This window comes from Cellulomonas sp. IC4_254, from assembly GCF_011603975.1.
Lineage (GTDB): Bacteria > Actinomycetota > Actinomycetes > Actinomycetales > Cellulomonadaceae > Cellulomonas.
The window spans coordinates 24,716-49,003 of sequence record NZ_JAANNB010000005.1; the positions used below are offsets into that span (position 1 = coordinate 24,716).

The window sequence follows — 24,288 nt, forward strand, 5'->3', positions numbered from 1 at the left end:
GCGCCCCGCACCGAAAGACCTCCGTGGACCTCTCCCTGCTGCTGCCGATGGTCGCCGCCGCTCTCGCGGCCGTCGCGCTGTACACGCTGATCGGGTTCATCCCGGGCACCGACGAGACGTCGGTGCTGCTGCCCGTGACGCTCGCGCTCGTGCTGGCGGGCACCGACCCGCAGGTGGTGCTGGCGTTCTTCATCGCCGCCGTCGTGACGCTGAACCTGACCAACTCGATCCCGACCGCCCTCGTCGGCCTGCCCGGCGGGGTGCTGTCCGCGCCGATGATCGACCACGCGCTGCTGCTCAAGCGGGAGGGCCGGGCCGCGGAGACGATCCGCAAGATGGCCGCCGGGTCCGTGGTCGGCACGCTGATCTCGGTGCCGCTCGCGCTGCTCATCGCGAGCGCCATCACGCCGTTCGCGGACCAGCTGCGGGAGTACGGGTCGCTGCTGTTCGTCGGCGGCGCGGTGGTCCTGGCGCTGATCGGGAAGAACAAGGTGCTGTCGCTGCTGGCGATCATCCCGCTCGGCCTGCTGTTCCAGGGCGTGCAGGCGCTGTACCGGCAGACGGGCGTGCTGCCCGAGGACGGCACGATCACGGTGTCGTTCTTCCTGTCGATCACCGCCGGCCCGCTCCTGCTCAGCCTGGCGACGCTGCTCAACCCCACGCTGCGCGCCGCGCTCCCCCGCGCCGGCCGCACGCCCGTGGTCATCACGCGGTCCGAGCTGAAGGGTGCGCCGCTCAGCCCGCGCCGGCTGCTGACCCGTGCGGAGCTCGGCGCCTCGGCCACGGTGTCCGCCGCCTCCACGCCGCTGTTCTTCCTCAGCCCCGTCGCGCTGACGCTGCTCATGGGCGAGGCGTCCGGCGCCCGCGCCCAGCAGCCCGTCGAGCGGTCGTCCCGGGCGATCACGTCGATGGCGGCGCTCGCGCACTCGACCTACCTGGCCGGCGTGATCATCCCGCTGCTCGCCGTCGGGCTGCCGCTGTCGCCGGTCGCCGTCGGGCCCGCGAACGCGCTGTTCAACGCGCCGCCGGTGCTCACCCTCGACAACAACCTGCACCAGCTGCTGACGACGTCGCAGTTCGTGCTCGCCGTCGTCGTCGGCGGGGCGCTCGCGCTGGTGCTGTCCTACGTGCTCGCGGTCCGGTACTCGTTCCGGCTCACCGCGCTGGTGACCCGCTACGTGCCGCACGAGGCCGTGCTCGCGCTGTTCATCGTGTTCGTCCTGCTCCTCGCGTACCTGGACGCAGGGCTCGTCAACGTCTTCGCCGTGCTGCTGGTCGGGCTGACCTGCGGCACGCTGAACCGGTTGGGCGTCAACTTCGGGGTGCAGTTCATGTCGCTGTACGCGGCCCCGTGGTTCGTGGCGCACCTGATGTGAGGAGTCGGACCATCTCGAGCACGAACCCGCGCAGCACCGGCCCGGGCGCGCCGCGCGCCACCGGGACGGGGCACACCCGCGCGAAGGCGATCCTGGTCGGCGAGCACGCCGTCGTGTACGGCGAGCCCGCGATCGCGCTGCCCCTCGCCAGCCTCCCGATGCGCGCCGTCGCGCGGCGGGAGGAGGGCCCGCTGTCGCTCGAGTCGGTCCTGTACTCCGGCCGGCTGGCCGACGCCCCGGAGCAGCTGGCCGCCCCGGTCGCCGCCGTCGAGGCCACGCTCGACCACCTCGGCCTGCCGCACCGCGACATCGTGCTGGCGACCGAGTCGACGATCCCCGCCGCGCGCGGCCTCGGCTCCAGCGCCGCCACCGCCGGGGCGCTCGCGCTCGCGCTGGCCGACCTCGCCGGCCGGACCCTGACCGCCCAGGAGCACTTCGACCTCGTGCAGGTCGGCGAGCGGGTCGCGCACGGCAACCCCAGCGGGCTCGACGCCCGGACGACCGCCTCGACCGAGCCGGTGTGGTTCCAGGCCGGGGAGATCCGGCCGCTCGACCTCGCGCTGCGCGCGCACCTCGTCGTCGCCGACACCGGCGTGCACGGGCGGACCCGGGTCGCGGTCGCGGACGTCCGCTCGTTCCGGGACCGGCACCCCGCACGCGGGGCCGAGCTGATCGCGGAGCTCGGGGCCATCACGCGGGACGTGGTCGACGACCTGGCCCTGGACCGGCCCGCGGAGCTGGGCGCGCGGATGACCCGCGCGCACGGCGCCCTCGCCGAGCTCGGCGTCTCCTCCCCGGAGCTCGACCGGCTGGTCGGCGCGGCGCTCGCCGCCGGCGCCCTCGGCGCCAAGCTCACCGGCGGTGGCCAGGGCGGATGCCTGCTGGCGCTCGCGGACGACGCGGCGTCCGCTGGTACGATCGCCGCTGCCCTGCGCCGCGCGGGAGCGGCGCGCACGTGGCTGCACCGGACCGACGCGCGGCGACCCGCCGCCCCCTCCGCCCAGGTGCCCCTCGGATGACTGACTCCGCGACCGCCGTCGCGCACGCGAACATCGCGCTCGCCAAGTACTGGGGCAAGCGCGACGAGGCCCTGGCGCTGCCCGCGACGTCCAGCCTGTCGCTCACGCTCGACGCGTTCCACGCGACGACGACCGTCAAGCTCGACCCGGCGGCGACCGACGACTCCGGCACGCTGGACGGCCGGCCGATGTCCGACGCCGAGGTGACCCGGGTCCGGCGGTTCCTCGACCTCGTCCGGTCGCTGGCCGGCTCGTCGGTGCACGCCGCGGTCACCTCCGTGTCCACGGTGCCGACCGGCGCGGGCCTCGCGTCGTCGGCGAGCGGGTTCGCCGCGCTCGCCGGTGCCGCGGCCGCCGCGTACGGCCTCGACCTCGACCCGCGGGCGCTGTCCCGGCTGGCGCGGCGCGGCTCCGGGTCGGCGGCGCGCTCCGTGTTCGGCGGCCTGGTCGTCTGGCACGCGGGCACCGACGACGCCACGTCGTTCGCCGAGCCGGTGCCCGGCGGCGAGGCCGGCGGTCCGCTCGACCCGGCGATGGCCGTGGTCGTGCTCGACGCCGGACCCAAGTCGATCTCGTCCCGCGAGGCCATGCGCCGCACCGTCGAGACTTCCCCGTTCTTCCCGGCCTGGACCGAGTCGACCGAGGCGGACGTCGCGCTCATGCTCGACGCCGTGCGCGCCGGAGACCTGCCCACGCTCGGCGCGCTCGCCGAGTCCAACGCCCTGCGGATGCACGCCACGATGCTCGGCGCCCGGCCCCCGGTCCGGTACTGGACCGCGCACACCGTGGGCGTGCTGGACCAGGTGCAGGCGCTGCGCGCCGACGGCCTGCCGTGCTGGGCGACCATCGACGCCGGGCCCAACGTCAAGGTGCTGTGCGCCGGCCGGGACCTGCCCGCCGTCGCCGAGGCGCTGTCCGAGGGCCGCACCCGCCGCGTGGTCACCGCCCGCCCCGGGCCGGACCTGCGCGTGACCGCGGGGGGTGCCGCGTGACCGCGCCCGCCGCCGGGACCCCCGCGCCCGCCGAGGCGGCCATCGAGGTCAGCGCGCCCGGCAAGCTGTTCGTCGCCGGCGAGTACGCCGTGGTCGAGGCCGGCTACCCCGCCGTGCTCGTCGCCGTCGACCGGCACGTCACGGTGCGCCTCGCGCGCGCCGAGGGCGCCGGGTCCATCGCGTCCGACCAGTACGGCCGGCTGCCCGTGGTGTGGCGCCGCGACGGCGGCCGGGTGGTGCTGGACCACGACAGCCGCCCGTTCGACTACGTGCTCGCGGCCATCGACGTCGTCGAGCGGTTCGCCGCGGAGCAGGGGCGCGAGCTCGGCTTCTACGACATCACGATCACCTCCGAGCTCGACGACCAGTCCGGCCGGAAGTTCGGCCTCGGCTCGTCCGCCGCCGTCACCGCCGCCACCGTGCGGGCGCTCGACCGGTTCTACGCCCTCGACCTGCCGACCGAGCGCCTGCTGCGGCTCGCGCTCCTCGCCACCGTCGCGGTGAACCCGATGGGCTCCGGCGGCGACGTCGCGGCCAGCCTGTACGGCGGGTGGATCCGGTACGCGGCGCTCGACCGCGACTGGCTGCGCGCCGCCCAGGCCGCCGCCGAGTCGTCGGGCGCCGTCCGGCCGCTCTCCGCGCTGCTCGACGCCGACTGGCCCGGCCTGTCCGTCCGGCGGCTGCCGACCCCGCGCACGATGCGGCTGGTCGTCGGCTGGACCGGCGTCCCCGCCTCGACCACCCGCCTGGTCGAGCGGATGCAGTCCCGCAAGGGCGCCGCCGAGGCGCACTACCCGGACTTCCTCGCCGCCTCCCGGGAGTGCGTGGACGCGCTGGCCGAGGCCATCGAGCGCGACGACGCCCCCGCCGCCAAGGCCCAGATCCACCGGGCGCGCGGCCTGCTCACCTCGCTGGCCCGCGCCGCCGGCGTCGACATCGAGACCCCGGCGCTGCGCACGCTGTGCGAGACGGCCGAGAGCGTCGGCGCGGCGGCCAAGTCGTCCGGCGCGGGCGGGGGCGACTGCGGCATCGTGCTGGTCGACGCCGACACCGACCTGGAGCCCATGCTGCGGGACTGGGCGCTGTCCGACGTGCGGCACCTGTCGCTGCGGGTCCAGCAGCCGTGCGACGCCGAGGACGCGCGATGACCGCCGACGACGCGCCCCTGTCAGGGCAGGACCAGCCGACGACCGACGCGACGGCGGCCGAGCAGGACGCACGCCGCAAGGACGACCACGTCCGCCTGGCCGTCGCCCAGCACGCCGAGCCGGGCCCGAGCGACTTCGACCACGTCCGCCCGATGAACCACCCGCTCGCGGCGGGCGACCGCGCGCAGGTCTCGCTGCGCGCCACCGGCCGGGTCCTCGACTGGCCCGTGCCGCTCTACATCAACGGCATGACGGGCGGCACGGCGCACACCGCGACGATCAACCGGGCGCTGGCGATCGCCGCCCGCGAGACGGGCGTCCCGATCGCGTCCGGCTCGACGGGGATCCTGCACCGCGAGCCCGCCGCGATCCCGTCGTTCCGGGTGCTGCGCGACCTCAACCCCGACGGGTTCGTGCTGGCGAACGTGAACCCGAACCTCACGCCCGCCCAGGCCCGGCGCTCGGTCGAGATCCTCGGCGCCGACGGCCTGCAGGTGCACGTGAACCCGGCGCAGGAGATCGTCATGCCGGAGGGCGACCGCGACTTCACGCGCTGGGCGGACAACATCGCGGCGATCGTCGACGGCGTGGACGTCCCGGTCGTCGTCAAGGAGGTCGGCGCCGGCATGAGCCGCGGCACCGTCGAGGTCCTGCGCGACCTCGGCGTCGCGGCCGTCGACGTCTCCGGCCGGGGCGGCACCGACTTCACCGCCATCGAGTCCGCCCGCCGCACCGACGGCGGCATGGACTACCTGGCGTCCTGGGGCCAGTCGGCCGTCGAGGGCCTGCTCGACGCCTCCTCGGTCGACGGCGTGGACCTGCTGGCGTCCGGCGGCGTCCGGCACCCGCTCGACGTCGTCCGTGCCCTCGCGCTCGGCGCGACGGCGGTCGGCGTCGCGGGCGGCTTCCTGCGCACCCTGCTCACCGACGGCGAGACGGCCCTCGTCGCCCGCATCGAGTCCTGGCTGACCCAGGTCGGCGACATCATGACGCTGCTCGGCGCCCGCACGGTCGGCGACCTGCGGCACGTGGACCTGCTGCTCACCGGGCCGGTCCGCGAGTTCTGCGACCTGCGCGGCGTCGACGCCCGCGCGTACGCCCGCCGCAGCGGCCGCTAGCCCGCCCCGCGGCGCGGCCGGGAGGTGGCCCTTCCGCGCCCCGGTATACCGATCGTATCCTCGCCGCATGACCATGACGACGATCAAGATCGACTCGGACCTGCGCGACCGGCTCAACGGCGCCGCGCGCGAGCAGGGCGTCACGGCGGGGTCGTTCGTCGAGCTGCTGTTCGAACGGTGGCTGCGGGAGCAGCGGTTCGCGGCGATGCGCGAGGCGATGGCGCGGACGCCCGACGACCTCGCCGAGTCCTACCGTCGGGAGACCGCGGCGTGGGAGGCCGTGGCTACGGACGGGCTCGCGGGCGACGCGCCGTACGGCTCGGACCCCGCGTGACGGCGCTGCCCGAGGCGGACCCGCTGGCGCACGGGGAGCTCGTGTGGGCCCACCTGTCGCCCGCCGTGGGGCGCGAGCAGGACGGCCACCGGCCGGCGCTCGTCGTCGCGTCGGACCCGTACCTGCGCACGGTCACCTCGCTCGCGGTGGTCGTCCCCCTGACGTCCGTCGACCGCGGGTGGCCGAACCACGTGCGGGTCCGGGGCGCGCACCGGCTGCCGTCGCCGTCCTGGGCGATGACCGAGCAGGTGCGGACGATCGACCGGGCGCGGATCACGGGCCGGGCGGGCTACGCGGACGCCGCCACGCTCACGGAGGTCGCGGTCTACCTCGGGGACTTCCTCGGCCTCGGATGACCGGGACCTCGGTCCCCGTGGAATACCCCCAGGGGGTATAGCGTTGCGGCACTGACGGGGTGCGGTCGCACCCCGCCCGGGAGGAGCGGACATGCACGGCTACAGCGGCGACAAGGACGACTACCTCAAGCGCCTCAAGCGCATCGAGGGGCAGGTGCGCGGCATCGCGCGCATGGTTGACGAGGACGTGTACTGCATCGACGTCCTGACCCAGGTCGCCGCCGTGACCAAGGCGCTGCAGGCCGTGAGCATCGGCCTCGTCGAGGACCACCTGGGCCACTGCGTCGTCGACGCGGCCCGGCAGTCCGAGGAGGCCGGCGCCGAGAAGGTCCGCGAGGCCTCCGAGGCGATCGCCCGGCTCGTCCGCTCCTGACCCCGACCCGCACCGCGAGAGGAAACCCCATGAGCCAGACCACCAGCTTCTCCGTCGACGGCATGACCTGCGGCAACTGCGTCCGCCACGTGACCGAGGAGCTCACCGCGCTGCCGGGCGTCACCGACGTGCAGGTCGACCTGGTCGCCGGCGGGTCGTCGCCGGTCACCGTCACCTCGGACGCGCCGCTCACCGACGAGGCGATCGCCGCCGCCGTCGACGAGGCCGGCTACGCCGTCACGCCGCGGAAGTCGCTGCTGTGACAGCCGACGACCCGCGCACCACCACCGACCTGCCGGTCGCGCCCGTCGGCACCGTCGACCTCGCCGTCGAGGGCATGACCTGCGCGTCCTGCGTGGCCCGCGTCGAGAAGCGGCTCAACCGCGTCCCGGGGGCCCGCGCGACCGTGAACCTCGCGCTGGAGAGCGCGCACGTCGAGGTGACCACCGCCGAGGACGGCAGCACGCCGGACGTCGACGCCCTCGTCGCCGCCGTGCGGGCCGCCGGGTACGACGCCACGGTGACCGGGCGGCGCGACCTCGCCGCCGCCACGGCGCCCGCCGGGACGCCCCCGACGTCCGCCACGACCACGACCGTGACGGACGAGCACGCCGGCCACGACATGGGCGGCATGGATCCGACCGAGCACGCCCTGTCCGGGCACAGCATGGCCCCCGGCCACGACATGGACCCGGACGAGGACACCTCCGCCCCGACGGACGCGCGCGGCACCGACCTGCGCCGCCGGCTCCGGGTCGCGGCGGTCCTGACCGTCCCGGTGCTCCTGCTGTCGATGGTGCCCGCGTGGCAGTTCACCGGCTGGCAGTGGCTGGTCACCGTGCTGGCGCTGCCGGTCGCGACCTGGGCGGCCTGGCCGTTCCACCGCGCCGCGGTCCGGGCGGCCCGGCACGGCGCCTCCACGATGGACACGCTCGTGTCGATCGGCATCGTCGCGGCGACCGGCTGGTCGCTGTGGGCGCTGCTCCTCGGCGGGGCGGGCGAGCTCGGGATGACCATGTCGCCGACGCTGTGGCCCGCCGCGGACGACGGCATGGGCGGGCACATGCCGGAGCTGTACTTCGAGGTCGCGGCCGTCGTCACGACGTTCCTGCTGGCCGGCCGGTACGCCGAGCACCGCTCGCGCCGCCGCGCCGGGGACGCCCTGCGGTCGCTGCTGGACCTCGGCGCCAAGGACGTCGCGCTGCTGGTGACCGGCCCGGACGGGCGGCGCACCGAGCAGCGCGTCCCGGTGGACCGGCTGGGCGTCGGCGACGAGTTCGCCGTGCGCCCGGGCGAGAAGGTCGCCACGGACGGCGTCGTCGTCTCCGGCACCAGCGCCGTCGACACGAGCCTGCTGACCGGTGAGCCCGTGCCCGTCGACGTCGGCCCGGGCGACGAGGTGGTCGGCGCGACGATCAACACCGGCGGCCACCTCGTCGTGCGGGCGACCCGCGTGGGCGAGGACACCCGGCTGGCGCAGATCGGCCGGCTGGTGGCGGCGGCGCAGACCGGCAAGGCTCCGGTGCAGCGGCTGGCGGACCGGATCTCGGCGGTGTTCGTGCCGATCGTGCTGGTGCTCGCGGTCGGCACCCTCGCGGTGTGGCTGCTGTCGGGCGCCCCCGCGCAGACGGCGTTCACGGCGGCCGTCGCGGTGCTGATCATCGCCTGCCCCTGCGCGCTGGGGCTCGCCACGCCGACGGCCCTGCTGGTCGGGACCGGGCGCGGCGCGCAGCTCGGCGTGCTCATCAAGGGCCCGGAGATCCTCGAGCAGACCCGCGCCGTCGACACCGTGGTGCTGGACAAGACCGGCACGGTCACCGAGGGCCGCATGGCGCTCGTGGCGGTGCTCGCCGCCGGGGACGCCGCCGAGGACCCGGGCGCCGGGTCGGCGCACGCGGCCGGCCCGGTCCGCACCGCCGCCCAGCGCGAGGTGCTCCGGTACGCCGGCGCGGTCGAGGCGCTGGCCGAGCACCCGATCGCCCGCGCGGTCGCCGAGGCCGCGGCCGGGCTGGGGCCCGAGGCGTCCGGCGTGGGCGGCGACGGCGTCGGGATCGGCACCGACCAGGTGCACGAGTTCCGGGCCGAGGCCGGCCGCGGCGTGAGCGGTGTGGTCCGCGCGGCGCACTCCGGCGTCGGGCTGTCCCGGCGCGTGCTGGTCGGCCGGCCCGCGTGGCTCGCCGAGCAGGGCGTCCCCGCGGACGACGACCTGGGCGCGCGGTTCGCCGCCGCCGAGGCCGACGGCGCGACGGCCGTCCTGGTCGCCTGGGACGGCGCCGCACGCGGCGTGCTGGTGCTGCGCGACCCGGTGAAGGACGGCTCGCGGCGCGCGGTCGAGGACCTGCGGGCCCTCGGGCTGCGACCGGTCCTGCTGACCGGTGACAACGCGGGCGCGGCCCGCGCGGTGGCCCGGTCCGTCGGCATCCCCGAGGCGGACGTGGTGGCCGAGGTGCTGCCCGCCGACAAGGTGGACGTCGTCCGACGGCTGCAGGGCGAGGGCCGGCGGGTCGCGATGGTCGGCGACGGCGTGAACGACGCCGCGGCGCTCGCCACCGCGGACCTGGGTCTGGCGATGGGCACCGGCACGGACGTGGCCATCGAGGCAGCCGACGTGACGCTCGTCCGCGGCGACCTCCGCTCCGCCCCGCAGGCGGTCCGGCTCGCGCGGCGCACGCTGCGGGTCATCAAGCAGAACCTGTTCTGGGCCTTCGCGTACAACGTCGCGGCGATCCCGCTGGCGGCGCTCGGCCTGCTCAACCCGATGATCGCGGGCGCGGCGATGGCGTTCTCGTCGGTTCTGGTGGTGGCGAACTCGCTGCGCCTGCGCCGGTTCGCCTGACCGCCGCCGCGAGCGCACCCGCTCCCGGCACCGCGACCGGCCCCGGGCGTCCTGTGGACGTCCCGGGGCCGGCGCGCGCGGAGGCGCTACCGTCAGCACCGACCGCCGCCCCGCCCAGGAGGAGCAGCCCGTGCCGACCCGTCCCGTCCTCGAGATCGCCGTCCAGGACCTGGCGGGCTACCGCGTGGCCGCCGACGCCGGGGCCGCGCGCGTCGAGGTGTGCGCCGCGCTCGCCGCGACCGGCGGGCTGACCCCGGGCGCCGGCCTGCTCGCGGCGCTCGTGGCCGAGCGCGAGGCCCGGGCCGCCGGGGGCGCGGCACCCACCGGCGTGCACGTCCTGGTCCGGCCGCGGCCGGGGTCGTTCGTGTACGACGCCGACGAGCTCGACGTCCAGGTCCGGGAGGTCCGCGCCGCCGTGGACCTCGGGGTGGACGGCGTCGTGGTCGGCCCGCTGACCGCCGACGGCCGGGTGGACGAGCCGGCGCTCGCCGCTCTGGTCGCCGCCGCGGACGGCCGCGAGGTCACCTTCCACCGGGCGGTCGACTCCGTGCCCGACCCGCTCGCGGTGCTGGACGCACTGGCCGCGGCCGGCGTGACCCGGGTGCTGTCGTCGGGCGGCGAGGCCCGCAGCATCGACGGCGTGCGCCGGCTGGCCGCGATGGTCGAGCACACCGCGGGCGCGGTGCAGGTGATGGCCGGTGGCGGCGTGCGGCCCGTCGACATCGGGGCGCTGATCGCCGCCGGCGTGGACGCGGTGCACCTGTCCGCGAGCCGCGCGGTCGCCGGTGACGGCGGCCCGGGCGGCGGCGGATCGGCCGGCGGCCACACCGTCACCGACCCGGAGCTGGTGGCCCAGGCGGCCGCGGCGCTCGCGCGCGCCTGACCGGGCACAGGCGGCGTGCAGGCGCCGTCCAGCCACGGGTTCTACGCTGCCGGGCGTGACCGCTCCCGATCCGAGCACGCAGGCGCCCCCCGCCGCCGACGACGCCGCCCCGGCCGCGTCCGGCGCACCCGCGCCCGCGCCGGCCCCGTCCGGCACCCCGCCCGTGTCGGAGCGTGCCCGGCGGCGCCGCCTGACGGCCGAGATCTGGATCGTCCTCGGCCTGTCGCTCGGCCAGTCCGCCGTGTACGCCGTGGTCAACATCGCCGCCCGGCTCACCGCCGGCACCCCGCTGGCGTCGCAGAGCGCGACGCTCAACGCCAGCCGGTCCGCCCGGCCGTACCTGGACCTGACCTACCAGCTGCTGTCGATCGGGTTCGCCCTGGTCCCGGTCGCGCTGGCGCTGTACCTGCTGTCCGCCAACGGCCGGAGCGCCGCCCGCCGGATCGGCCTCGACGGCTCCCGGCCCGGGCGGGACGTCGGCGTGGGGTTCGGGCTCGCGGCGCTGATCGGGCTGCCGGGCCTCGCCCTGTACGTCGTCGGGCGCGCGGTCGGGATCACCGTCGAGGTGCAGGCGGCCGCGCTGAACGCCGCCTGGTGGACGGTGCCGGTGCTGATCCTGTCGGCCGTGCAGAACGCGCTGCTAGAGGAGGTGGTCGTCGTCGGCTACCTGATGGAGCGGCTGCGCGAGCTGCGCTGGCGGACGCCGGCGATCCTGGTCACGTCGGCGGTGCTGCGCGGGTCGTACCACCTCTACCAGGGCATCGGGCCGTTCGTCGGCAACGTCGTGATGGGCCTGGTGTTCGCCGAGTACTACCGGCGCAGGCGGCGCACCATGCCGCTCGTGGTGGCGCACACCGTCCTCGACGTGGTGGCGTTCGTCGGCTACGCGCTGATCCCCGTGGCGTGGCGCGAGGCGCTGGGCATCCGCTGACGCGGGCGACCGGTCAGCCGGCCGACGGCCCCGCCGCCGGTCCGGCCGACGCGCGCGAGCCCGCCGCGAGCTGCCGGCTCAGCGACCGGGTCGCGAACCCCGAGACCAGCATCACGACGCCCGCGACGAACGCGAACAGGCCGTACACGGTGAGGATGACGTCGACGGTGCCCTGCGGCTTGATGGCGAGCAGCAGCCCGAACAGGAACCCGATCAGCCCGAACACCAGCGTCCCGGACCAGGCGAGGTCCCGCGCCCGGTACTGCGTCACGGCCACGACCACCGCCGTGACGCCGAGCACCAGCACCCAGAGCGCGAGCAGGTAGAACAGCACCAGCGCGGTGACGTCGGGCCACAGCATGATGAGCGCGCCGAACGCGATGCTGACCAGGCCCTCGGCGACGAGCCAGCCGAACCCGGGCCGCCCGCGCGCGAGCAGCGCCTGCATCAGCACGACGGCGCCGTCGACGACCGCGAACACGCCGAACACCCAGACGAGCGCCACCAGCGTCCCGAGCGGCTCGACCAGCAGCAGCAGGCCCAGCACGATCATGAGCACGCCCCGGAGCACCGGCAGCCACCAGACCGACCGCAGCACCGCCGCGACCCGGCCCTCCACGTCCTGAGCCACGTGCGCCTCCCGGTGGTCGAGCCGTCCGTCCGCCGCCCGTCCGGCGGCGTCCTCGCCGGTCACGCTAGCCCCCGGGAGTCATCCTCGCGACGGAGAGCCGTCCCGACGGGCGTCATCCTCGAGGACGGAAATACGCACGGCACGCACGCACCGGCCACCCGGGACGACCCGCGCTGCCTAGACTCGCGACCATGCCCGACGCCTCGACCAGCGCGCCGGCGGCGCCCGGTCGACCCGACGGGCCCGCCGCGGCCGAGCGCAACCAGGTGCCGCTCGACGGCCTGGGCCGGCCGCAGGTCCTCGACACGCCCGCGGTCCGGGTGCACCACCCGAGCGACCTGCTCGGCGTCGTGCTCAGCCTGGTCGGGGCCGTCGCCGTCATGGCGCTGGCCACCTACGCGCACAACACGACGTCGGGCGTCGCCGAGGACGTGCAGGGCTTCGCGTCGCTGCTCCGGCAGATCCTCGTCGTGCCGGTCGCCCTGCTGGAGACCGTCGTCACGTACCTCGTGCCGATCGCCGTGCTGACCGAGCTGGCGCTGCGGCGGCTGGGGCGGCAGATGGTCGAGGCCTCGATCGCCGCGATCGTCGCCGTGCTGGCCGCGGCGGGGGTCGCCTGGCTGGTCCAGCACCTCGGCTCCGAGCAGCTGGTCGCGGGCCTGTCGGTGCGGCTGAACGGCCGGCTCACGCTCTCGATCCCCGAGTACATCGCGCTGATCGCGGGGCTGCTGACCGCCACCGGCCCCCGCACCCGCCGGCGCACCGTCTCCTGGTCCTGGAACCTGGTCTGGGTAGCCGTCGGCGTCATGGTCATCACCGCGGGCGCGTCCCTGCCGGGCGTCGCGGTCGCGCTGCTGATCGGCCGCGCGTCCGGGCTCGCCGTCCGGTACGTCTCCGGCGTCCGGTCGGAGCGTGCCTACGGCGCGAGCCTGGTCGCGGGCGTGCGCCGCGCCGGCTGGGAGCCGCGGGTCCTGGTCCGGGTGCCCGACGAGGACGACGACGCCGCCGACGACGCGGACCACCGCCGGCCGGACCTCCAGGGCACGCCGGGCACCCCGGCCGTCCCCGCCAGCGCCGGCGCCCGCGCGGCCGTCCGGTACGCCGACCACCGCGCGTACGAGATGGTGACCGAGGACGGCCGCGAGCTCGACGTCCTCGTGCTCGACGGCGACCGCCAGGTCATCGGCTTCCTGAGCCGGCTGTGGCGGTCCCTGCGGCTGCGCGGCCTCGACGGCCGGTCCGTGGTCTCGCTCCGGCAGGCCGCCGAGCGCGCCGCCCTGCTGTCGTACACCGCCACCGCCGCGGGCGTCCGCACCCCGGCGCTGCGCGGCATCGCCGAGGCGGACTCCTCGATGCTGCTCGTGCAGGACCCGGTGCCGGCGGCCACCTCGCTGGCGGACCTCGACCCCGAGGTCATCACCGACGACGTGCTGCGCGCGATCTGGGCCCAGCTCGGCACGGCGCACGAGGCCGGGCTCGCGCACCGGGCCCTCACGAGCGACGTGATCCTCGTGGCGGACGGCCCGGACGACCCGACCGTCTGGCTGGTCGGCTGGGACCAGGGCGACGTCGCGTCCTCGGAGCTCGCCCAGCGGATGGACCGCACGCAGATGGTCGCGCTGCTCGCGCTCCGCGTCGGGCCCGCCCGGGCCCTGGAGTCGGCGGTCGCCGTGCTGCCCGAGGGCGACATCGCGGCGATCGGCCCGCTGCTGCAGACCATCACCCTGCCCCGCCGCACCCGCGAGGAGCTGCGCGCGCACAAGGAGGTGCTGGCCGAGCTGCGGTCCGCCCTGGTGGCGCGGCTGCCCGAGGCCGACGTCGAGCCGGTGCAGCTGGTCCGGTTCGGCGCGCGCGCCGTGCTGACGATCCTGCTCACCACGGCCGCCGTCATCATCCTGCTGACCTCGATCAACCTGCAGACCATCCTCGACGCGCTGTCGACGACGGACTGGCGGCTGAGCGTCCTGGCCTTTCTGCTCGGCATGGCGACGCTGTTCGGGGCCGCGCTGTCGCTGGTGGCGTTCTCGCCCGTGAAGCTGTCGCTGTGGCGGGCGTCCGTCGCCCAGTCGGCGTCGACGTTCGTGGCGCTCGCCGCGCCGGCCGGCATCGGGCCGGCGGCGATCAACCTGCGGCTGCTCACGCGGCGGGGCACGTCGACGTCGCTGGCGACGGCGACGGTCGCGCTCGTGCAGGTGTCGCACTTCGTGGTGACGCTGCCGATGCTGCTCGTGCTGTCGGTGGCGTCCGGGACGAACCAGCTCGAGCGGTTCACGGTCTCGCCCACCGTGGTCGTCGTGATCGGCGTCCTCGCCGCGATGATCGGCGCCGCGCTGCTCGTGCCGAAGGTGCGCCAGTGGGTGGCCGCCAAGACCCTCCCGACGGTGCAGCAGACCTGGCCCCGGCTGATCGAGGTGGTCGGGCACCCGTTCCGGCTCGCGGTCGGCCTCGCCGGCAACCTCATCACGACGTTCGGCTACATCCTCGCCTTCGAGGTGTGCCTGCTCGCGTTCAACCAGCACCTCTCGCTGGTGCAGGTCGCGATCGTCTACCTGGCCGGCAACACCGCCGGGTCGATCGCCCCGACGCCGGGCGGCATCGGCACCACCGAGATCGCGCTGGCGGGCGCGCTGACGGTCATCGGCGTGAACCCCGGCGTGGCGACCTCCGTGGCGGTGCTGTTCCGGGTGCTCACCTACTGGCTGCGCATCCCGGTCGGCTGGGCGTCGATGCGGTACATGCAGCGCGTCGGCGAGCTCTGACCCGGGCCGATCCACGCCCTGCGGGCACGCCGACGGGCGCCCGGCGCGGTACGCGGGCGCCCGGGGGGCGTGCGGTCAGGAGGCGGCGGTGCACTCGCGCTGCGCGGGGACCCGGTCCCCGTGCGTGGCGAGGGTCGCCGCGATGCGGGACCAGGAGGAGAGCCGGGTCGCGGTGCGCCCGGTCACGTCGGAGCGGAGGTCGGAGCCCTCACGCTCGGCCGGCTCGTAGAAGCCGCGCTGTTCCATGGCAGATCCTTCGTTCGGCAGCCCGGCTGACCTGCGGGGGTCCCGTGGCTTTGCGTCCCCTCCTCGCGGAGGGTTTGCCCTTGTCGCTGACACGGCGACTGTAGGCCCGGCGCGCGGCCGAGCGGAAGGGGGCGGACGCGAAACGTCCGCCCAGAACACGCATTTCACCCACTCGGGCCAAAGCGGACAAATCGCACGGAGAGCGCGTCCCCGCCACGACGGACGGCGCTTTCCGATGAATGCGCAGGTCACACCCGCTTTTCAGGCCGCCGGCACCGCCACCGCCCGGAGGAACGACTCGAGCAGCGGCCCCGAGGTCGTCGAGCCGAAGTCGCCGGTCTCGACGAACACCGCGACCGCCAGGTCACCCTGCGCCGCGATCATCCACGCGTGGTTCTGCAGGTCGGCGCCCGACCCGTACTGCGCGGTGCCGGACTTGGCGATCACCTCGGGACCGGGCACGTCCTGCAGGAGCTCGCCGCCGCCCTCGGTGACCACGGCGCGCATCATCGACCGCAGCGCGTCCGCCTCGGCCGCCGTGAGCGGCTGCTCCGGCTCCGGGGCGGCCGTCGCGGTCTCCGCGCCGCCGAGCAGGAGCCGCGGCGTGACCCGGGCGCCCGCCGCGACCGACGCCGCGACCGTCGCCATGCCGAGCGGCGTGGCCTGCACCCGCGCCTGGCCGATCATCGACGCGGCGTGGTCGGTGCCCCCGGTGGCCTCGGCCGGCACCTCGCCCAGCGTCGCCGCGAACCCCAGGTCGGCGTCCGCGACCAGCCCCAGGGACGCCGCCGCGGCGGCGAGCGCCTCCTGCGGCGCGGTGTCCGCCGCGGTGAGGAACGCGGTGTTGCACGACTCGGCGACCGCGGTGCGCAGGGTGATGTCGCCCAGGGCGTCCGCCGGGTACCCGGGGTAGTTCTGGAACGTCCGGCCGTCGACGGAGGCGGTCTCCGGGCAGGTGACCGTGCTGTCCGGGGTCAGGCCGGCCCGGAGCAGCGCGAGCGACGACGCGACCTTGAACGTCGACCCGGGCGCGTACAGGCCCAGCGTCGCGGTCGACATGCCCCCACCGCCCGGACCGCTGGCGGCGGCGAGGACCTCGCCGGTCGACGGCCGGATCGCCACGATCGCGCTCGCGCTGTCCGTCACCGTCGCCACCAGGTCCTCGGCGGCCTGCTGCACGCCGGGGTCGAGCGTCGTGCGCAGCGGCTCGCCGACCTGGGGTTCCACGTGGAACAGCTCGCGCTCCTGCGCGCCGCCCGCGCTCGCGACGACCGTGAGCCCGGGCTCGCCGCGCAGCTGCTCGTCGAACTGGGCCTGCAGGCCGCTCAGGCCGGCCAGGTCGCCCGCGACCACCGCGCCGTCCGAGTCCTCGACCACCTCCGCCGTGGCCGGCCCGACCGTGCCGAGCACCGGGCGCGCGAACGCACGGTTCGGCGCCAGCGGCAGCTCGGTCGCGATCATGTTGACGCCCGGCAGCAGCCCCAGCGCCCCCCGGTCGTAGCCCGCGTCGTCCGCGCGCACCACGATCGCCTCGACGAACGCCTTCTCCCCCGCCGCCGCGACCTGCGCCGCGTAGGCCTCCGGGTCCAGGCCGAGCGCCGCGGCGAGCCCCCGGGCCGCCGCGTCCGCGTCCGCCCCGGCGACCCGCGTCTTGTCGATGCCGATGCGGAACACCGGCCGGGACTCCACCAGCACCGCGTCGCCCGCGCCGAGCACGTCCGCGCGCTCGGCCTGCACCCGGTGCACCTGCAGGCCCTCGCCGGCCGCGAGGTCCGGCGCCAGCAGCATCGTCGACCACCGGGCGCGCCACTCGCCGTCGACCTCGGCCAGGTTGGCGTGCGTGCTGTACGTCCAGGCCGTGGTGCTGCTGCCGACGTCCCAGGTGAAGGTCAGCTCGACCGAGGCGGCCGCGTCGTCGTCCGCCGCGGCCACGACATCGCCCGCGACGACCTCCGGCTGCCACGGGTCGAGGCCCTCGTAGGCGGCGGTGCGCGCCTCGACCGCCTCGGCGGCGGTCGCGCCGTCCAGCGGGACGTCCGCGAAGTCGCCGGACGCGAGCGCGTCCGCGAGGGCGTCGGCGGTCCGCTGCCGGTCGTCCGGCCCGCCCGAGCACGCCGCGAGCGCGCCGACCAGCGCGAGCACCACCCCGACGGCGACCCCGCGCCGTCCGGCGACCCGACCCCCTGCGACCCGCACCGGCCTCACACGCCTCACCCCTCCGCTGCCTCCCGGGGCGACGCGCCGCCGGCACGGTCAGCCTAGGGACCGCGACCTGCACCCACGGGCCGTTCCGGGCACGGATCCGAGGACGTGCTGTGCGCGTCCTGTGCGCACGGCGCCGGGTCGCGGGCCGGCGTCCCCGCCAGCGGTTGACGATCGCCCGCCTCGCCTCTGGAATGGTGCGATGTCGCCTCCTGACCAGCCCTGCAGTCCCGTGCGGCGAGCCCGCACCACCCCGGGCGGCCCGACGGCCCGCGCCGACCGCACGGGGGCTCGCCGCTGATGGACTCCGAGACCTGGGGCAGCATCGGCCTCGTCCTGCTCTTCATCCTGATCGGCGGCGTGTTCGCCGGGACCGAGATCGCGCTCGTCTCGCTGCGGGAGAGCCAGATCAACCGGCTCGAGCGGCAGAGCGCCCGCGGCGCCCGGGTGGCCTCCGTGGCCCGCGACCCGAACCGGTTCCTCGCCGCCGTGCAGATCGGCGTCACCGTCGCCGGGTTCTTCTCCGCGGCCTACGGCGCCTCGACGATCGCCCCCGACTTCGCCCCCGTCATCGAGGCGCTCGGCGCCTCGGAGGCCCTGGCGCGCACCATCGCGCTCGTCGTGCTGACCCTCGTGATCGCGTACCTGTCGCTGGTCCTCGGCGAGCTCGTCCCCAAGCGCATCGCCCTCCAGCAGTCCGCCCGGGTCGCGCTCGCCGTCGCGCCGCCGCTGGACCGGTTCGCCACCCTGATGCGCCCGGTGATCTGGCTGCTGTCCGCGTCGACGAACCTGCTCGTGCGGCTGTTCGGCGGCGACCCGCACGCGACCAGCGAGGAGATGTCCGAGGCGGAGCTCCGCGACCTCGTCATCGCGCACCAGGGGCTGCCCGAGGACGAGCGCCGCATCCTCGGCGACGTGTTCGCGGCGACCGACCGCTCCGTCGCCGAGGTGATGCGCCCGCGGCCCGAGGTGCACTTCCTCGAGGCCGACCTGACCCTCGAGGACGCCCTCGGCCGGGTGCGCGAGCAGCCCTGGTCCCGGTACCCCGTGATCGGCGAGGACTTCGACGACGTGCTCGGGTTCCTGCACATCCGCGAGCTGCTGGAGGCCACCGACCGCACCCGCGTCCGGGTCCGGGACGTCATGCGCGAGATCGTCGTGCTGCCCGGGACCAACAAGCTGCTGCCGTCGCTGTCCTCGATGCGCCGCGAGGGCGTGCACATCGCGGTCGTCGTGGACGAGTACGGCGGCACCGACGGCATCGTCACGCTCGAGGACCTGGTCGAGGAGCTCGTCGGCGACATCCGCGACGAGTACGACATGCCCGGGTCCTCCGGCGCGGAGGCCCGCGAGGGCGCGCCCGGGTCCTACGACGCCGGCATCACCATCGAGGAGTTCACCGAGCTCACCGGGGTGCCGCTCGCCGACGGGCCGTACGAGACCGTCGCGGGCTTCGTGATCGCGCAGCTCGGGCGGCTCGGCGAGGTCGGCGACGCGGTCGAGGTCGACGGGCACCGGGTGGAGGTGACCGCCGTCGACGGGCGGCGCATCGCCCGGGTGCGGGTGGTGCCGCCGCCGGAGGAGCCGGCGACGGCGGACCCGGGCGACGCGGGCGCGGGCGAGCCCGGTGGGGGCGAGCCCGGGGACGGGCGGGGCTGACGCGCGCTCGGGCGGTCCTGCCGACGGCGGCCGGCCGTTCGGGATGCGGACGCGCGTCGCCTGCCGCACCCTGGTCCCCAGTCAGCCGGGAGCAGCACCGACGGGAGGGAGCACGCGTGGGCCGCCGACCGCACCGCCTCGTCCTCGACCCCGAGCCCGGCTCCGTCGCGACCGGCCGCCGCTGGGCCGCGCACGAGGCCGAGCTGGGCCACGCCAGCGCCGAGGCCGCGCGCACCGTCGAGCTGCTGACCAGCGAGATCCTCACCAACGCGGTGGTGCACACCCGCGCGCACCGGCACATCGCCCTCACCGCCGAGTGCCACGACGACTGCGTGCGCGTCGAGGTCACCGACCCCGACCCGACGCTGCCGCTGGTGAAGCCGGGGAACTCCCGCAGGATCGGCGGACACGGCATGCGGCTGGTCGACGCGCTCGCCACCGCGTGGGGCATCGAGCTGCACCCCGGCCACGGCAAGACGGTCTGGTTCGAGACCCGGGCGAGCGCGCACGGCCACCACCTGACGGCCTGACCACCCCCGGCGCCGGTGCCGGCCGGCCCGCACCGCCCGCAGCGGGCGATGCCGTCGACCCCTCGTCCCGCCACGATGGCCGGATGGAGGCGCAGCCGGCCGACCCCGTACCGCCCACCGGGCCGCGAGACAGCACGCGGCCGTCCGGGCGCCGGACGCGGCTGCGCACCGCCGTCCGCACGGTCGGCAGCACGGTCCTGCTCGTCGGGCTGTACCTGGGACGGCCGCTCGACCGCCCCACCCCGGCCACGCTCGCGCTGCTGGTGGCGGGGCTGGTGCTGCTCGTGCTGCTGCTGGGCTGGCAGATCCGCAGCGTCGTGCGGTCCCCCTACCCGGTGCTGCGCGCCATCGAGGCGTTCGTCACCGCGACCGTGCTGTTCATCGTGCTGTTCGCCGCCGGGTACACCTCGCTGTCCGAGGCGGACCCGGACGCGTTCAGCGAGCCCGTCGACCGGCTCGACGCCCTCTACTTCACGATGACCGTGCTGGCCACGGTCGGGTTCGGCGACATCACGCCCGTCACCGGCCCGGCGCGCGTCGTCGTGACGGTGCAGATGGTGTGCGGCTTCGCGTTCGCGGCGCTCGTCGGGCGGGAGTTCCTCGCGGCGGTGCGCCGGGCCCAGGACGGGGACCAGGGCGACGGCGCGACCGCCGGCCGGTGACTCAGGCCGGGGCCCGGTGCGCGCCCGTCCCGTCCGGCTCCGGCGCGACAGCGCGGGCCTGCCCCAGCGCGTGGTCCTTGAGGGCGGTGAACTCCTCCGCGGTGATCGCACCCTCGTCGAGCAGCGCCTTGGCCTGCGCGATCTGCTGGCCCGGCGACCCGGACCCGGCGACCTCCCGGATGTACGCGTCCCCCGCCCGGCGCGCCGACACCGCCGCGCGGGTGCTGCGCTCGGCCATCCCCCGCCCGCGGGCGATCAGGTAGACCAGGGCGGTGACGAACGGCAGCACGAGCAGGAAGATCAGCCACACCGCCTTCCACCAGCCGCTGAGGTCCCGGTCGCGGAACAGGTCCGTGATGATCGAGAACAGCGCGAACAGGTAGGCGATGAACACGAAAGCCCAGACGAACCACCAGATGATGTCCCAGAAGTCGGTCCAGAACTCCACGGCGACCACGCTCCTCCCCCGCCCGGCGGGCGCCTCCCGCCCGGGCACCGGGCGCTCGTGGGTCGCCCCGCCCTCCGGACGCTAGGCGGGCCCGCGCCGGCCCGGACCACCCGGTCGGGATGAGCGCCCGTCCGCGGAGGCATGGAATGCGACGGCACGCGGGCCGGTTCGCACCGGTATGAGAGCTGTCGTGTACGAGGAGTTCGGCGGGGCCGACGTGCTCCGGGTCGTGGACCGTCCGGAGCCGCACATCGGGGCGGACGCCGCGGTCGTGAAGGTCGCCGCCGCGTCGCTGAACCCGGTCGACTACAAGATCCGCGAGGGGTACCTGCGCGGCCTGATGGACGTGCTCTTCCCGGCCGTCCCCGGGTGGGACGTGTCCGGCACCGTCGTCAAGGCCGGGCTCGACACCCCGGAGCTGCAGGTCGGCGACGAGGTGCTGGCGTACGTCCGCAAGGACGTGGTGCAGGACGGCACCCTCGCCGAGTACGTCGCCGTGCCGGTGCGCACCGCCGCCAAGAAGCCGGCCGGGCTGTCCTTCGAGGAGGCCGCCGCGCTGCCGCTGGCCGGGCTCACCGCCCTGCAGAGCATCCGCCGCGCCGGGCTGACCGAGGGCTCCACCGTCCTGGTGCACGCCGCGGCCGGCGGCGTCGGGTCGATCGCGGTGCAGCTGGCCGTGCACGCCGGCGCCCGCGTCGTCGGCACCGCCTCGGCCGGCAACCACGACTACCTGCGCTCGCTGGGCGCGGAGCCGGTCGCGTACGGCGACGGCCTCGTCGAGGCGGCCCGGGGCCTGGTCCCGGACGGCTTCGACGTGATCCTGGACTACGTCGGCGGCCAGGCGATCGAGACCGCGCCCGCGCTGCTGCGCCCGGGCGGCACGATCGCGTCGATCACCGACGCCCGCGCCCGTGACGAGCTCGGCGGCCAGTACGTGTGGGTCCGCCCCGACAGCGCCGACCTCGCGGAGCTGGCCGAGCTCGCCGCCCGCGGCGTCGTCAAGGTCGAGATCGCCGGGACGTACCCGCTCGAGGAGGCCGCCGAGGCGTACCGCGCCCTGGAGACCGGCCACACCCGCGGCAAGATCGTCGTCACGGTCTGACCCTCTCTCCCCTCGCCGCCCCGCCCCTCTCGCCGAGATAGGACCCGCGGCGCGAGATAGGACCGTCTACGGCCCTATCTCGGCCCGACGGTCCTATCTCGGCGACCGGCAGGGTCGGGCGCGCGGGGGTCAAACCGCTCGGGCGGCCAGGAGGTCGCGGGTCACCGGGTGGGCCGGGGCGCCGAAGACGTCCGGGACCGTGCCCTGCTCCACCACGCGGCCGCCGCTCATGACGAGCACCCGGTCGCACACCCGCCGGACCACCCCGAGGTCGTGCGAGACGAGCACCATCGCGACGCCGGTGTCCCGCCGCAGCTCCACGAGCAGGTCGAGGATCGCCGCCTGCACCTGCACGTCGAGCGCGGACACCGGCTCGTCGAGCAGCAGCACCCGGGGGTCCGAGGCGAGCGCCCGGGCGATCGCGACCCGCTGCCGCTGACCGCCGGACAGCGTGCGGGGCCGCCGGTCGAGCACCTCCGTCGGCAGGTGCACCCGCGCGAGCAGCGCGGCGGCCGCGGCGTCCCGGTCGGCCCGGGCAGGCGGGCGCGGCCCGGTGGCCAGCGCCGCGCGCAGGACCGCGCGCACGGTCAGCCGGGGGTCGACGGTGCCCAGCGGGTCCTGCGGCACGAGCCGGATCCCGGACCGCAGCGCGCGGCGGTCGCGTTCCGGCAGCGCCGACCAGGGCATGCCGTCGAGCAGCACCTCGCCCGCGTCGGGCGTGTCGGCGGCGAGCAGCAGCCGGGCCAGCGTGGTCTTGCCGGACCCCGACTCCCCCACCAGCCCGACGGCCTCGCCCGCGCGCACCGTGACGTCGAGCCCGTCGACCGCCGTCACCGACTCGCCGCCGGGCAGCGCGAACACCCGGCGCAGCCCGCGGCCCTCCAGCACCGGCACACCGGGCTCCGGCACGGCGCCCGGACCCTCGCCGAGCCGCGCCGCGGCGACGAGCTCGCGGGTGTACTCCTCGCGGGGCGCGCCGAGCACCCGGGCCGTCGGACCCTCCTCCACGACCCGGCCGTCCCGGAGGACGACCACCCGGTCCGCCACCCGGGCGACCGCGCCGAGGTCGTGGGTGACCAGGACGACCGCGGTCCCCGCGTCGCGCAGGTTGCCGAGCAGGCCGAGCACCCGCGCCGCGACCGTGGCGTCCAGCGCCGTCGTCGGCTCGTCAGCGACCAGCAGCGGCGGCCGCGCGACCACGGCGGACGCGATCAGCGCGCGCTGCCGCATGCCGCCCGACAGCTCGCCGGGTCGCTGCCGCGCGCGGACGGCGGGGTCGGGCAGGCCGGCCTCGTCGAGCGCCGCGAGCACCCGCTCGGCGCGCTCGACCCGCGCCCGCGTCGCCGGACCCGCGCGGACGGCGCACCGCGAGCGCCTCGCCCACCTCGGCCCCGACGGTGCGCAGCGGGTCCAGCGACCCCAGCGCGTCCTGCAGCACGAGGCCGACGTCCCGCCCGCGCGCCGCGCGCCAGTCCCGCTCCGAGAACCGCAGCGCGTCCCGGCCGAGCAGGACGAGCCGGTCCGCCCGCACGTCGGCGCGCGCCCCCTCGCCCGCCAGCCCGACGAGCGTCCGCGCCAGCACCGACTTGCCCGCGCCCGAGCCGCCGACGACCGCGACGCACTCCCCCGCGGCCACCCGCAGGTCCACGCCGTGCAGCACCTCGCCGCCGCCCGGGAACGCGACCCGCAGTCCGACGACGTCGAGCACCGCCGCGCCGCCATCCGGCGCACCGGCCGCGCCCGCGCCGTCGACCGTGCGCTCACCGGCCGCGCCCCCGCCGTCGGACGGACGCCCACCGGCGGCGCCGCCGGCCACACCCGGCTCCCGTCCGGTCACGACGCCACCGTCCCGACCCGCCGGCCGAGCACCGTCAGCGCCGCCGCGGTCACCGTGATCGCCAGGCCCGGGAACACCGTCAGCCACCACGCCGTGTCGATGTAGACCCGCCCGGCGTTGAGCATCGCCCCCCACTCCGGCGACGGCGGCAGCGTCCCCAGGCCGAGGAAGCTCAGCGCGCACACCCACACCACGGCCTGCCCGATCCCGAGCGTCGCGACCGACACCAGCGGCCACAGCGTGTTCGGCACGACGTGCCGGCGCAGCACCGTCAGCGGCGGGTGCCCCTCGAGCCGCGCGGACTCGACGTAGCCGCTGGTCGCGACCGAGCGCACCCGGGCGCGCAGCATCCGGGCGTACCCGGGGGCGGTGGCCGCGCCGACGGCCAGCACCGACGCCTCGACGCCCGCGTCGAGCACCGCGACCAGCAGCAGCGCCAGCACCAGCGTCGGCAGGGCGAACAGCACCTCGAGCACCCGCCCGATCGCCGCGTCGAGCCACCGGGGCCCGAGCCCGGCGGCGAAGCCGAGCACGAGGCCCGCGCCGACGCCGATCGCGGTCGCCGCCGCCCCGATCCCGAGCGACGCCGCCGCGCCGTGCACCACGCGGGTGTAGACGTCGCGCCCCGACTCGTCGGTGCCGAACCAGTGCCCGGGCTCCGGCGCGGTGAACGCCGCGCGCGTGTCGATGGCGTTCGGGTCACCCGGGGCCAGCAGGTCGGGCCGCAGCACGGCGACGGCCATCCAGAGCACCGCGAGCGCGGCCAGCACGCCGGGCACCCCGAGGCCGCGCAGCGCCCGCCCGGCGCCGGCCGCGGCCCGCGCACCGGCACCCGCGACCCCGCCG

The 24,288-nt window shown here is 76.3% G+C and carries 24 protein-coding genes and 1 riboswitch; of the genes, 17 read left to right on the forward strand and 7 right to left on the reverse strand.

What is annotated here, in order from left to right:
* Positions 1-23: 23 nt before the first annotated feature.
* The 12 genes from G6556_RS01170 to G6556_RS01225 all read left to right on the forward strand — a co-directional run bounded on the left by G6556_RS01170 (position 24) and on the right by G6556_RS01225 (position 11,366).
* Positions 24-1,376 (forward strand): tripartite tricarboxylate transporter permease, encoded by a 1,353-nt coding sequence (locus G6556_RS01170; protein ID WP_166937843.1) that lies wholly within the window; start codon positions 24-26, stop codon positions 1,374-1,376.
* Positions 1,373-2,395 (forward strand): mevalonate kinase, encoded by a 1,023-nt coding sequence (gene mvk, locus G6556_RS01175; protein ID WP_205692848.1) that lies wholly within the window; start codon positions 1,373-1,375, stop codon positions 2,393-2,395. Before G6556_RS01170 ends, mvk begins: the two co-directional genes overlap by 4 nt.
* Positions 2,392-3,387: a diphosphomevalonate decarboxylase gene (gene mvaD, locus G6556_RS01180; protein WP_166937845.1), complete on the forward strand. Its 996-nt coding sequence runs from the start codon at positions 2,392-2,394 to the stop codon at positions 3,385-3,387. Before mvk ends, mvaD begins: the two co-directional genes overlap by 4 nt.
* A complete protein-coding gene (locus tag G6556_RS01185; RefSeq protein ID WP_205692858.1) occupies positions 3,384-4,535 on the forward strand; it encodes a phosphomevalonate kinase in 1,152 nt (383 codons plus the stop codon). Before mvaD ends, G6556_RS01185 begins: the two co-directional genes overlap by 4 nt.
* Positions 4,532-5,653, forward strand: a complete 1,122-nt coding sequence (gene fni, locus G6556_RS01190; protein ID WP_166937847.1) for a type 2 isopentenyl-diphosphate Delta-isomerase — start codon at positions 4,532-4,534, stop codon at positions 5,651-5,653. The genes G6556_RS01185 and fni overlap by 4 nt, the downstream gene beginning before the upstream one ends.
* A 67-nt stretch (positions 5,654-5,720) precedes the next feature.
* Positions 5,721-5,987 carry a toxin-antitoxin system protein gene (locus G6556_RS01195; protein ID WP_166937849.1) on the forward strand — a complete coding sequence of 89 codons (267 nt, stop codon included), beginning with the start codon at positions 5,721-5,723 and terminating at the stop codon, positions 5,985-5,987.
* Positions 5,984-6,343 carry a type II toxin-antitoxin system PemK/MazF family toxin gene (locus tag G6556_RS01200; protein ID WP_346774646.1) on the forward strand — a complete coding sequence of 120 codons (360 nt, stop codon included), beginning with the start codon at positions 5,984-5,986 and terminating at the stop codon, positions 6,341-6,343. The genes G6556_RS01195 and G6556_RS01200 overlap by 4 nt, the downstream gene beginning before the upstream one ends.
* Before the next feature lie 91 nt (positions 6,344-6,434).
* Positions 6,435-6,716 carry a metal-sensitive transcriptional regulator gene (locus G6556_RS01205; RefSeq protein WP_147794991.1) on the forward strand — a complete coding sequence of 94 codons (282 nt, stop codon included), beginning with the start codon at positions 6,435-6,437 and terminating at the stop codon, positions 6,714-6,716.
* A 29-nt stretch (positions 6,717-6,745) separates the two neighbouring features.
* Complete coding sequence (locus tag G6556_RS01210; protein ID WP_166937851.1) at positions 6,746-6,979, forward strand: heavy-metal-associated domain-containing protein; 234 nt, start codon at positions 6,746-6,748, stop codon at positions 6,977-6,979.
* The gene (locus G6556_RS01215) at positions 6,976-9,552 is read left to right on the forward strand and encodes a heavy metal translocating P-type ATPase (RefSeq protein WP_346774647.1); all 2,577 of its coding nucleotides are present in this window, start codon (positions 6,976-6,978) and stop codon (positions 9,550-9,552) included. Before G6556_RS01210 ends, G6556_RS01215 begins: the two co-directional genes overlap by 4 nt.
* Positions 9,553-9,682: 130 nt before the next feature.
* The gene (locus tag G6556_RS01220) at positions 9,683-10,435 is read left to right on the forward strand and encodes a copper homeostasis protein CutC (protein ID WP_166937853.1); all 753 of its coding nucleotides are present in this window, start codon (positions 9,683-9,685) and stop codon (positions 10,433-10,435) included.
* 163 nt (positions 10,436-10,598) lie between these two features.
* Positions 10,599-11,366 (forward strand): CPBP family intramembrane glutamic endopeptidase, encoded by a 768-nt coding sequence (locus G6556_RS01225; protein ID WP_166937879.1) that lies wholly within the window; start codon positions 10,599-10,601, stop codon positions 11,364-11,366.
* Positions 11,367-11,379: 13 nt separating this feature from the next.
* Here the strand turns inward: G6556_RS01225 and G6556_RS01230 are convergent, their stop codons facing one another.
* Complete coding sequence (locus tag G6556_RS01230; protein WP_346774648.1) at positions 11,380-11,997, reverse strand: DUF308 domain-containing protein; 618 nt, start codon at positions 11,995-11,997, stop codon at positions 11,380-11,382.
* 191 nt (positions 11,998-12,188) lie between these two features.
* Here G6556_RS01230 and G6556_RS01235 point away from each other — a divergent pair, with 191 nt between their 5' ends.
* The gene (locus tag G6556_RS01235) at positions 12,189-14,756 is read left to right on the forward strand and encodes a flippase-like domain-containing protein (protein WP_166937855.1); all 2,568 of its coding nucleotides are present in this window, start codon (positions 12,189-12,191) and stop codon (positions 14,754-14,756) included.
* Between the two features lie 75 nt (positions 14,757-14,831).
* Here G6556_RS01235 and G6556_RS01240 read toward each other — a convergent pair whose 3' ends face one another.
* On the reverse strand, positions 14,832-15,002 hold the full coding sequence (locus tag G6556_RS01240; protein WP_166937857.1) for a hypothetical protein: 171 nt from the start codon (positions 15,000-15,002) through the stop codon (positions 14,832-14,834).
* 13 nt (positions 15,003-15,015) lie between these two features.
* Positions 15,016-15,091: riboswitch (cyclic di-GMP riboswitch) on the reverse strand.
* A 172-nt stretch (positions 15,092-15,263) separates the two neighbouring features.
* The gene (locus G6556_RS01245) at positions 15,264-17,144 is read right to left on the reverse strand and encodes a penicillin-binding transpeptidase domain-containing protein (protein WP_346774649.1); all 1,881 of its coding nucleotides are present in this window, start codon (positions 17,142-17,144) and stop codon (positions 15,264-15,266) included.
* Positions 17,145-17,504: 360 nt separating this feature from the next.
* Between G6556_RS01245 and G6556_RS01250 the strand changes: the two genes are divergently transcribed.
* From G6556_RS01250 to G6556_RS01260, 3 genes are all read left to right on the forward strand, one after another.
* Positions 17,505-18,863 (forward strand): hemolysin family protein, encoded by a 1,359-nt coding sequence (locus tag G6556_RS01250; RefSeq protein ID WP_166937859.1) that lies wholly within the window; start codon positions 17,505-17,507, stop codon positions 18,861-18,863.
* Positions 18,864-18,979: 116 nt separating this feature from the next.
* The gene (locus G6556_RS19835) at positions 18,980-19,393 is read left to right on the forward strand and encodes an ATP-binding protein (RefSeq protein ID WP_166937861.1); all 414 of its coding nucleotides are present in this window, start codon (positions 18,980-18,982) and stop codon (positions 19,391-19,393) included.
* Positions 19,394-19,476: 83 nt separating this feature from the next.
* Positions 19,477-20,055, forward strand: a complete 579-nt coding sequence (locus G6556_RS01260) for a potassium channel family protein (protein ID WP_166937863.1) — start codon at positions 19,477-19,479, stop codon at positions 20,053-20,055.
* Between the two features lies 1 nt (position 20,056).
* Here G6556_RS01260 and G6556_RS01265 read toward each other — a convergent pair whose 3' ends face one another.
* Positions 20,057-20,503: an SHOCT domain-containing protein gene (locus G6556_RS01265; RefSeq protein ID WP_166937865.1), complete on the reverse strand. Its 447-nt coding sequence runs from the start codon at positions 20,501-20,503 to the stop codon at positions 20,057-20,059.
* Between the two features lie 178 nt (positions 20,504-20,681).
* Here G6556_RS01265 and G6556_RS01270 point away from each other — a divergent pair, with 178 nt between their 5' ends.
* The gene (locus tag G6556_RS01270; protein WP_166937867.1) at positions 20,682-21,605 is read left to right on the forward strand and encodes an NADP-dependent oxidoreductase; all 924 of its coding nucleotides are present in this window, start codon (positions 20,682-20,684) and stop codon (positions 21,603-21,605) included.
* A 129-nt stretch (positions 21,606-21,734) separates the two neighbouring features.
* Here the strand turns inward: G6556_RS01270 and G6556_RS01275 are convergent, their stop codons facing one another.
* The 3 genes from G6556_RS01275 to G6556_RS01280 all read right to left on the reverse strand — a co-directional run.
* Positions 21,735-22,889 carry an ATP-binding cassette domain-containing protein gene (locus G6556_RS01275; RefSeq protein ID WP_346774652.1) on the reverse strand — a complete coding sequence of 385 codons (1,155 nt, stop codon included), beginning with the start codon at positions 22,887-22,889 and terminating at the stop codon, positions 21,735-21,737.
* Entirely contained in the window at positions 22,774-23,442 is a 669-nt protein-coding gene (locus G6556_RS20090; protein ID WP_346774650.1) for an ATP-binding cassette domain-containing protein, read from the reverse strand. Before G6556_RS20090 ends, G6556_RS01275 begins: the two co-directional genes overlap by 116 nt.
* A partial coding sequence (locus G6556_RS01280) for an ABC transporter permease (RefSeq protein WP_346774651.1) occupies positions 23,439-24,288 on the reverse strand: 850 nt, incomplete at its 5' end. The genes G6556_RS01280 and G6556_RS20090, both read right to left, overlap by 4 nt.